The organism is Verrucomicrobiota bacterium, from assembly GCA_037139415.1.
Lineage (GTDB): Bacteria > Verrucomicrobiota > Verrucomicrobiia > Limisphaerales > Fontisphaeraceae > JBAXGN01.
Genome location: JBAXGN010000039.1, coordinates 36,712 through 46,133, shown reverse-complemented (window position 1 = coordinate 46,133; position 9,422 = coordinate 36,712). Strand labels below are relative to the sequence as shown.

Genomic DNA, 9,422 nt, shown 5'->3' with positions numbered 1-9,422 from the left:
CAGGTTAACAATAACTTCCGAGGCACCCTTCAAATAACTCGTAAACTGGGGCTAGACTTTCCTCGCTATGGCTCTGAATTAGTCCGATGTCATCCCACACAGTACCGACAGGCACACCGGGCATTTCATCCAAATAGCGCTTTTGCCGTGGAGTAGAGCCTGGTGTTGTTTGGACGATTCTCCCTTCCTTTTGAAGTTGTTCCATTCTTTCCTTGCTGAACCGCCAAGAGCGTTTAGTCCCAAGAAACTCATAAATTGGATTTCCTTTCTCTGGAGCGTCGTTACCCGGTGCGCCCAGGTCACCAAGTGAATAACGTCTGCCCGTTCCGGGTTCAACGTGTTTGTAATTCTTTTCGATGTAGTCTTGGTCGTAAGGGCGGTACAGGTGCTTGAAATAGTAGTCGTCACTTCCAGAGTAAAAGAAAATGGTATCATGTACGCGGCCTAAGTGTTTAGAGCCTTGCTTGGCATCGTTATGCGACGATTGCCGCTTCCAGATGATTTCATTGACGAAATTATTCTCCCCGAAAAGCTGATCGAGCATGACCTTGACGTAATGGGCGGCATGCCAGTCGCAATGATAAAAGAAGGAACCGGTCTTTTTGAGGACGCGGGCGAGTTCAAAGCACCGGGGGCGCATGTAGTCAATATAGGCTTGGGTGCTGGCGTGGCGGTCCTCGAAGGCGCGCTTCTCCTTGGTCTCGCCCCAAAAGACTTCGTAGTTGCGGTTGGAGTTGAACGGCGGGTCAATGTAGATCAAATCAACGCAATGATCGGGCAACTTGCGCAACTGTTCGAGGTTATCGCCGCAATAGACGACACGGGTATCCACGAGCGCGGAAGGCCGACCTGCAGGCTTATTGTCCGCCGGGGTTTCCGGGGGAGCTTCGGTGGAGTTCTTTGACTTCGCTTGCTTGACCATGGGGCGAGAGTAAAGGAAACCGCCGCGCCGGGTCAATGCTGCGATAGAGTTGTGGTCGAGCCAAACATCACTGGCAGGCAAAGCTCCTTCCGTCGGTTGCGGCGGGGTTTAGTCGTAGGTGTCGAGGTCACGAGACTCAAACATTCCGGATGTTTGCGGGGCTTTACGGTTTAAATTGGAGTCTCCTTACGTCGTCTTCTACTGGGTTGTTTCACGCCCGGCTCACGGCTCCGCCAAGCGGTAGAACTGGAGCGGGCCGTTGGGGGGGAGGATGACGCGGTTGTTGCCGTTGGTGGCGGTGATCGCGTTGGTGGCGGCGGTCCAACCGGGAGTCGTCAGGCTGCTGCATTGTTGCAGGATGGCGGGCCACACCGCCGGCCAGGCGATCTGGAATCCATTCGTCATGCCCGCCATGGCGGAAATCGGGGGCAGGCCAAAGGTGCGCGCGGCATTCTGGAACACGCCCTGGCTGGCGTTCCAATAGGTGCCGCTGGCGGAGGTTTCCAGCTTGATGGCGCGCACCATGTAGAGGTTGGTGGTCGCCAGGGAATCCGTGAAGTTCGTGCCGCTGATCGGCGCGGTGGTGAGCCGGAGGAATGCGCCGCCGTTGGAAACCGCCCGATACACGTGGTAACCCGCCACGGTATCCGGCGAGGGACGCCAGGAGAGGTCCAAGCCGCCGGTGGCGTTCGAGGCCACCAGCAACGGTCCGGGCGGGGCCACGGGATGCATGCGCAGGGAGGGATCGCCCATCAGGGCGACGGAGACCAGGCGAACGGCGTCGCCGTTGGCGTCGTACAGGTACGGATTCTCCTGGGAGACCCGCGTGCTGAACCCGATGGTTTCCCCCAGTGCCATGTGATGAAATTCCCACCAGGGCCGCCCGGCCCAGACGCAAGTCAGGCCGAACGATTTGGCGGCGAGCGGGGCGCGTAAAAAGCAGTTTGCGGAATCCCAATCGCCAAACTCACTGCCGAACAGCATGGTGAACACGGCTTGCGAATCCTTGGTGGCAAAATCGCTGGTGCTGCCGATTTCATAAGCGCCGGTATAATAGCCGCCACTGCCGCCATACGCCCAGAGGAAACTCTGGTTGGTCAAGGTAGTCTGGCCGGCGTGCAAACCGAACCAACTGCCGGGTGCACAGTTGCTCGGGCCAAAGAACGTGGAGAAATCCCGCCAGGCATTGGCGGCGAAGGCTTCGTAATTGGTGCTGCTCCACCAGACCAGCCCAAACTGATCGTCAATGAATGCGCGCCGTTCCGCCGTGAAATCACGGTGCTTGAAATGATGGTCTTTCCGCAGGTATTGGCGCAATAGTTCGACGGTGCTCAAGGAGAACGCGGGCATCTGGTAAAGGTCCACCCGGCCCACCTGCAATTCCACGCTGGCGGGCAGGTAATCCTGGTCATACTTGCCATCCCCGGGAAGATTGCGAATACGCAGGTAAGCGCTCTGGTTGGTGCCGGTGATCGCGTCGGTCCAAACGCCGTGCATATCTCCGTAAAAGACATCTGCGGGCCAGGCACCGGTATGATCGGGATGACCATCGGGGGCCATGTCGCCGGAATACGGCACCGGCACATGGCCTAGGAGGAAGACCGCTTTGACCTGGTTGGTGTCGGTATTGTATTCCGCCTGGATGATGGCTTTGATATTGGTGACGGAGTCGGTGGGTAGAACATCGTGACGCAATACCTGCCATCCATCGCCAATCAGGTCCCACTTGAGCCGGATCAACTCCTCGCTCAGGGCATTGGTTACGGTTTGATCCACCAGCAAAATCAGTTTGCCACGGTTCTCCGTCAACGGGGTTTCAATGCCCGCATAGACGTAGCCATCCGCTTCGTACGGGATGGGCACGCTGCCTGCCCAGCCACCTTTCTGCACACGGTATTCCCAGGCGCAGCCCACGGAGACGTTGGTGTCTTCATAGCGTGATACATTCGTGCCGAGCACCCACCCGGCACCCCAATTGGTGGCATCGCGGGTTTTGCGATAGACGGTGTAGTTCGTCGCCAAGGAGTCAACAGGCCATTGCAGGGTAATCTTCGGGGGATTGGTTTGCACCAAGGCGCTGACCTGGACCGCCATGTCCTTTAATGCAGTCGCTTGGCCCCTGTTGCCCACAAGGCACAGGCACAGGCACAGCAGCAGCAACCATTGCGACCATCTCATGCCCCCAAAGATAGTCTTTTTCCGTCGGGCTTTCAAAACATAAAGACCAGCCATGGCTGCACCATGTTCCAGCGGCACCGTTTATTCAGCCCGCCCGCCGCCAGAGCACCGCCCCATTGGTGCCGAATTGCGAGCTGGTGATGGAAAGGAGGTATTCGGAGTTGGCCGGTTGGCGCAAGGCGCAGGCCAGGTCGAGCAACGGTTGCGCGCCTTCCAGCCAGCCGGTGCGGGTGGCGATGCTGCTGGTGCGTTCGCGCCACGCGGGGCAGAGGGCGGCGGCCAATTCCGCAAAGCGCGCCGCCGGGAGGGCAGGGCACACGGCACCGATGTCTTGCGGGCGGAGATTGGCTTGTTGCAAGGCGTCCAACACGGTTGCTTGCAGCGCGGAAAGGTCGTCGTCCGCCAGATGCCAGTGTTGGTTTTCGGTGCCAAAGGCCATGCCGCAAACGGTGGCCAGGGTGCGGGCGCCACGGGCGCGGGCGTGGGTTTCGGTTTCCAACAGGAGCGTGACGGCGCCTTCGCCGGGATGGAGGTTGGCTGCCAGGGGGAGCAGTCCGGCCATCTGTTGGTCGGTCAGGATGCGTTGAGAGAGTTCATCCACCGCCCCGGTGAGCAGCGCTTGCACATGTCCGGCGCGCAAGGCGCAGATGGCCGGGGCCAGACCAAGCAGGCCCGCGCCGGGTCCGCCATTGAGCGTCAAATTGTGGCCCGTCAAGGCCAGGGCGCGGCAGACGTTGCCCGCCACGGAGCTGGGGACGATGTACGGGAACGCCATGAGTTGCGTCACACGCCGGTTGTGCTTGAGGAAGGAGGTAAGATACGCCGATTCGGCCTCGGACGGGCCAGCGGATTGGTTCAGGTGGAAGCCAAGTTCGGCCAGTGAGTTGGGTTTCTCGGGATAACCCGCTTCGCGAATCGCCAGGCGGGTCGCCAGAGTGGCAAAGCGGCTGGCGGCGTCCATGTGCCGCAAATCCAGGCGGCGATCGTGGTGTTCCAGGAGTGCGGCATCCACCAAACCCGCGTGGATTGGCGGGAGATCGGGATAGTTGACGGCGCGAATGCCGGATTGGTCGGCGGCCTCAAACAAGGTGTGGACGCCCAAGCCGAGCGCGCTGACCACGCCGCAGGCGGTGAGGTGAATCGGTTCAGCGCTGGGGGGTGCCGGCTGGGGGAGGAGCGGGGCATCACCGGCGGTGAAGACCACACTGGCGTTATGTCCACCAAACGCCGAGTTATTGGAGAGGAAGGTGCGCGTGCCGAGCCACGCCCGCCCGGCGTCCGGCACACAATCCAGGGCGCAGCCATCGCGCAAGCTGGTGAAGTTGGCCGTCGGCGGCAATACTCCCGCTGCGGCGCACGTCAGGCTGGCAATGGCTTCCAATGCGCCCGCCGCGCCGAGGCAATGGCCCGCGATGGATTTGGTGGAACTCATCGGCACCCGCCCGGCGGCGTCGCCAAAAACTTTGCGCAGCGCCTTGCATTCGGCCTTGTCATTCGCCTCGGTGCCGGTGCCGTGCGCGTTGATGTACGTGATTTGTTCGGGAGTGATCCCGGCGTGGCGCAAGGCGCGCGTCATCGCCGCCGCGAGGCCACGTCCGCCAGTGTCGGGCGAGCTGCAATGAAACGCGTCGTTGCTCATGCCCGAACCCAGCAGGTGGGCCAGCACGGGGGCGTTGCGGCGGCGCGCGGCATCCGCCGTTTCCAGGAACACAAAGCCCGCTGCTTCGCCCAGGTTCAAACCACTGGGCTTGGAGAAAGGGGCGCAACGGGCATCACTGGTGGCCTTGAGGCCATCGAAGCCCGCGAGCGTGCTCAATGCGAATGCGTCCGCGCCACCCGCCAAGACGGCATCCAGCAGGCCGCAACGGATCAAATCACCGGCCACCGCGATGGCCGCCGTGCTGGCTGAGCACGCCGTGACAACCGTGGTGCTGTAACCCTGAATGCCCAACACATGAGCCAAAACGCGCGCGCCGACGTGATACCGTTTGGCGAACAGTTCATCTTTGGTCAGGCGTAGATCGCCTTGAATGATGCGCTCGTAATGGGCTTCAATGCGCGGCATCGGCCCGGAACAGGTGGCGAAAATCAGCCCTATGCGCCGGCCATAACCGGCGGGGTTCGCGTTTGCCGCCGTCAGGGCCTCCCGCGCGGCGGCAATGGCCATGAGTACATGTTTATCCTGCGACTGAAGCTCCGCCGGAAGGTCAGGAAGGCTTGGAAACTCGGCCAGCAACCCGGCAAAGCGGGCGCGCAATCCCATCGCGGGCGCTTCTGGAATGGGCGCGAGGCAGGATTGTCCAGCAATGAACTGCGCGCGGGCGGCGGCGAGATTCGCACCCGCGCTGGAAAGTAGCCCCATGCCCGTAATGACGACGCGTTGGCTCATTCGGCGGCGGCGGCGGCTTTCCATCTGCGCCGGAACACGGCGGCGTAGTTGTATCCCAAATCGGTGCTGGCCATCGCCAGAATGTAATCGGGCGGTTGCGGTAAGGCGCGTGCGTCCAACTCTGGCAGGCCGGTGCGCTGCGGCCAGAGCGTGCTTTCAGCAGCGTGCAATGATTGCAGTGCGGCGGCGAGACTGACGAGGATCGAAGCGGATTCAATGTAGCCCGTATTGAACGTGGTCGCGGCCAGCGGCATTTGCGCAAAGCGCTCGCCGAACACGCTCCGGCCTGCCTCCAGCACTTTCAAATCCTGGCGGTTGCCTTGCGGCGCCCACACAAGGAGGCCGATTTCCCGGGCGGCGACACTGGCGCGGGATAACGCCAGTTGCACCGCGTGGATGAGCCCTTCGGGACGAAGATTCGCCGCTGTGAATCCGTCACCGTCCATGCTCATGCCGTAACCGAGCATTTCCGCGAGGATATTGGCATTGCGGCAGGTGGCGTGCGTGGCGGTCTCTAGGCAGATCATCGCCGCGCCTTCGCCCAGCACCTTGCGCCGTTCCACTGTGGTGCGTAGCCGGTAATCCGACTCTTCCTCGCCCGCATACAGGAAGTCCATGCCGTCGTAGTTGTAAAAGGTCTGGGCGTACGCTTCATCCGCCGCGCCGGCCAGGATCACCTTCGCGCGGTTCTCCACTAGTGAATCATACGCATAGGCGAGACTCTGCAAGCCCGCGTGCGGTCCCGACGCCAGCGAGGCGTTCACGCCTTTTAGGTAAAGCGTGTTGGAGACCCATCCGGCGGTGGAATTGGAGGTGATGTTGGAGAAGCTCGTCACATCCGCCGCAAAATTTTCCGAGGTAAAGACCCGGTCCATGTGCCCCATCTCTGAAGGGCCATTGCATACGCCCATCACCACCCCCGCGTCATCCCCGTTCTGCGGCGTGATTTTCAGCCCGGCATGATCCAGCGCCAGTCGCCCCGCCGCCACCGCAAAGCGGCTGATCAGATTCAGACTGGCAAAATCAATGCGGCGATCCACCTCGGCGGCCTTGAACTCCGGCACATGCCCGATCAGCTTCGCCCGCGCCCCATTCAGCGGGAAACCCCGGGCGGGGCTCAGGCACACCGCATTGTTACGCAGTTGTTCCAAAGTCTTTTGGATGCCGAGCCCGGCCGCCGTCACCGTTCCCAGGCCGGTGATCACTACCCGTTCCGCCGCGCGCACGGGGGGATTGAGCGGCGCATCCCATTTCGTGACCACCACCGCCGCGTTGTTGCCCCCGAAGGCGTAGTTGGCGGAAATGAACGCCTCGTACTTTTTCGGGCGCGCTTCGTTCGGCACATAATCCAGCGCGCAGCCGGGGCGCGGTTCGCTGAAATTCAGCGTGGGGGGGATGAAATCATGGTTCATGGCCAGCAACTGGCTGGTGGCTTCCAGAATCCCGGTCACCCCCATGCAATGGCCAAAATACGATTTGGTGGACACCAGGGGAATCGGCTGGCCGTCAATGAACTTGGCCACGCCGCGCGATTCCGCCTTGTCATTGGCTTCGGTGCCGCTGCCGTGCCCGTTGATGCAGCCAATTTCCGCCAGGCTGTACCCGGAATCACTCAGCGCATTCGTCAGCGTGCGGCAGACGCCCAACCCACGGGGATCGGGTGTGGTGGGATGATACGCATCCGCGCTGGTGGCATGGCCGGCGATGCGCCCCCGGCAGCGCGCGTGGCGCAACAGCGCCTTCTCCAGCGTTTCCACCACCCAGAAACAGGCCCCTTCGCCTATGTTCAGCCCGCACGGTTGCGAAAACGGGGCGATGCGGCCGCTGGAGGTGGCTTTCAGTGCGTCAAAACCCGAGACGTTGGCCACACACAATATATCCGCGCCGCCCACCAGCACGGTATCGTAATAGCCGCGCTGAATCAGCATTTGCGCCAATCCCAGCGCCACCGTGGTGGAGGAGCAGGCCGTGGTGACCACATAAGTTTCCCCACCGATCTTCAGCGCGTTGGCCATCGCTTTCCCGAAGCCGAAGAACTGCGCGTGCAAATTCATGCGCTCATCAAAGGCGCGTGAGCTGCGGCCGTGCTTCCAGGCATATTCCGCCTCGGCGGAACAAAGCCCGCCGTTGCAGGTGCCCAGCACCAGGCCGACGTCGCGCCGCAATTCCTTCCAGTCCAATCCCGCGTCGCGCAATGCCAAACGGGCAGCAGCGATGGCGTAATGCAAATACGGATCGTCGTATTCCTGGAATTCTGCCGGACTGAGCCAGTCGGCCGGGTTGAAGTTCTTGATCTCCCCGCCCAGGTTCGTCCGGAAATGCCGACTGTCATATTTTGAAACCGCCGTCAGGCCGTGGCGTCCCGTTCGCAGCGCCTCGGTCACGGTTTCCGGATCATTTCCAATTGGGCTTAGTATGCCAACGCCCGTCACTACCGCCTGCGTGCGCGCGCCCTGCCGTTGCATCGGCTTGCCCAGCACCTGCACCCCGTCTTGCCACGTCGCTGGTTCAAGATGTGCCGCGTGCTGGGCCTTCTGCATCTTGAAAAACTCCCGCCAGACTTTCACGAACTGTTTCCGCAATTGGTCCGGGGTCAGGTTCTGCGGCTTGGACACCACATGTGCGCCGTTGTAATGCCGCCAGTTGAAGTCAAAGATCCGTTCCTGTCGCAACATGCGATCCCAATGCACCGAGCCCGGGTACGGTGTGAAGATGAAAAACTCGGCGGTGCGAATTTTGGCCGCATCGAAGAGGGTCAGGATTTGGTCCGCGATGCGTTCATCATCCCAATCACGCCCCAGCGCGCACGAGGCGAAGAAACGGATGCCTCGGTCCTCAATGGACTTCACCAGATCAATCAGCATCTGGCGTTCCCGCGCCTCGCCCTGCAGTGCTTTGATTGAAAACGGGTCCACATTCAGCGTGCAGTAAAAATTCCGTACCCCGGCGCGCGCGGCAAGATCCAGGAACGCATTGTCCGTATTCAATGCCATCGTGGACGACACAAAATACTTCTTCTGCAGCGGTTCCAGGGCGGTGAACAGTTCGCGCGCATATTCATTGATGCGGCGGTGCTGGAAAAACAGCATATCATCCGCCAGATAGACGTTTTCATGCTTGCACCGGCTGATCTCCTCCACCACCCGCTCAATGGGACGGAACCGGATGCGGCCCCCCATTTGTGCCGGCAGGGCGCACATGGCGCACGTATAGGAGCAGCCGCGCATCACCTGCACCAGGTCCTCATCCCAGTCGTAGAAGTTGTTTTGGTAGAAAATCTCCCGTCGCGCCGCTGGCACCTGCGCCATATTCGTCGAGGCTCCCCCCATGTAGCGCGGCTTCAGTGTGCCAGCTTGCGCATCCTTGAGAATTTGGTGCCAGGTTGGTTCGCCCTCACCCACATTCACGGCGTCCGCGTGCTTCAGGCATTCGCTCGCCATGAAGGTCGGGAACAGTCCGCCCATCACCACCTTCTTGCCGTGGGCGCGATAGGCATCGGCGATTTCAAACGCCCGGGCCGCCTGCGGCGTGAAGCAATTGATGGCCACCAGGTCGGTGGGAGCGTCATAGGGAATCGGTTGCCCGCTGTTGTCATCCACCAATTCCACATCGATTTCCGGCGGCGTCATCGCCGCCAGCAGGGGGATGCCCAGGGAGGGTGGCGTGGTGAAATCACCCAGGAAATAGTTAATGAGTCCTTGATCCAGTTCCGGCAAACTGGAGAGGAATTTCTCAAACCGCGGATAAACAAACGTTACTTTCATGGATTGCGCTGAACAAACCAGCCGTTCGCGCTAATTCTGGAAATTAGAGTATCGGTAGGAACTTCATGCAGCAAGCTGAAACACCCAAAACTCCGCGCATCGGGCACATTTTAACACTGCTGGAATTGCGGGTGGTAGTGTTCCGGGTTGTGTCCCGGTTCGCTTTGGG

The 9,422-nt window shown here is 60.9% G+C and carries 4 protein-coding genes; all 4 read right to left on the bottom strand.

The window, feature by feature from the left end:
- Window positions 1-4 precede the first annotated feature (4 nt).
- The 4 genes from WCO56_09015 to WCO56_09000 all read right to left on the bottom strand — a co-directional run bounded on the left by WCO56_09015 (window position 5) and on the right by WCO56_09000 (window position 9,253).
- A complete protein-coding gene (locus WCO56_09015) occupies window positions 5-1,003 on the bottom strand; it encodes a site-specific DNA-methyltransferase (protein ID MEI7729702.1) in 999 nt (332 codons plus the stop codon).
- Window positions 1,004-1,144: 141 nt separating this feature from the next.
- Window positions 1,145-3,100 (bottom strand): hypothetical protein, encoded by a 1,956-nt coding sequence (locus tag WCO56_09010; GenBank protein ID MEI7729701.1) that lies wholly within the window; start codon window positions 3,098-3,100, stop codon window positions 1,145-1,147.
- An 85-nt stretch (window positions 3,101-3,185) separates the two neighbouring features.
- Entirely contained in the window at window positions 3,186-5,489 is a 2,304-nt protein-coding gene (locus WCO56_09005) for a beta-ketoacyl-[acyl-carrier-protein] synthase family protein (GenBank protein ID MEI7729700.1), read from the bottom strand.
- Complete coding sequence (locus tag WCO56_09000; GenBank protein MEI7729699.1) at window positions 5,486-9,253, bottom strand: beta-ketoacyl synthase N-terminal-like domain-containing protein; 3,768 nt, start codon at window positions 9,251-9,253, stop codon at window positions 5,486-5,488. Before WCO56_09000 ends, WCO56_09005 begins: the two co-directional genes overlap by 4 nt.
- Window positions 9,254-9,422 lie beyond the last annotated feature (169 nt).

Bases quoted from the DNA above. Each gene is read 5' to 3' on its own strand.
- WCO56_09010 (MEI7729701.1), bottom strand. From the start codon at position 3,100: ATGAGATGGTCGCAATGGTTGCTGCTGCTGTGCCTGTGCCTGTGCCTT.
- WCO56_09005 (MEI7729700.1), bottom strand. From the start codon at position 5,489: ATGAGCCAACGCGTCGTCATTACGGGCATGGGGCTACTTTCCAGCGCG.
- WCO56_09000 (MEI7729699.1), bottom strand. From the start codon at position 9,253: ATGAAAGTAACGTTTGTTTATCCGCGGTTTGAGAAATTCCTCTCCAGT.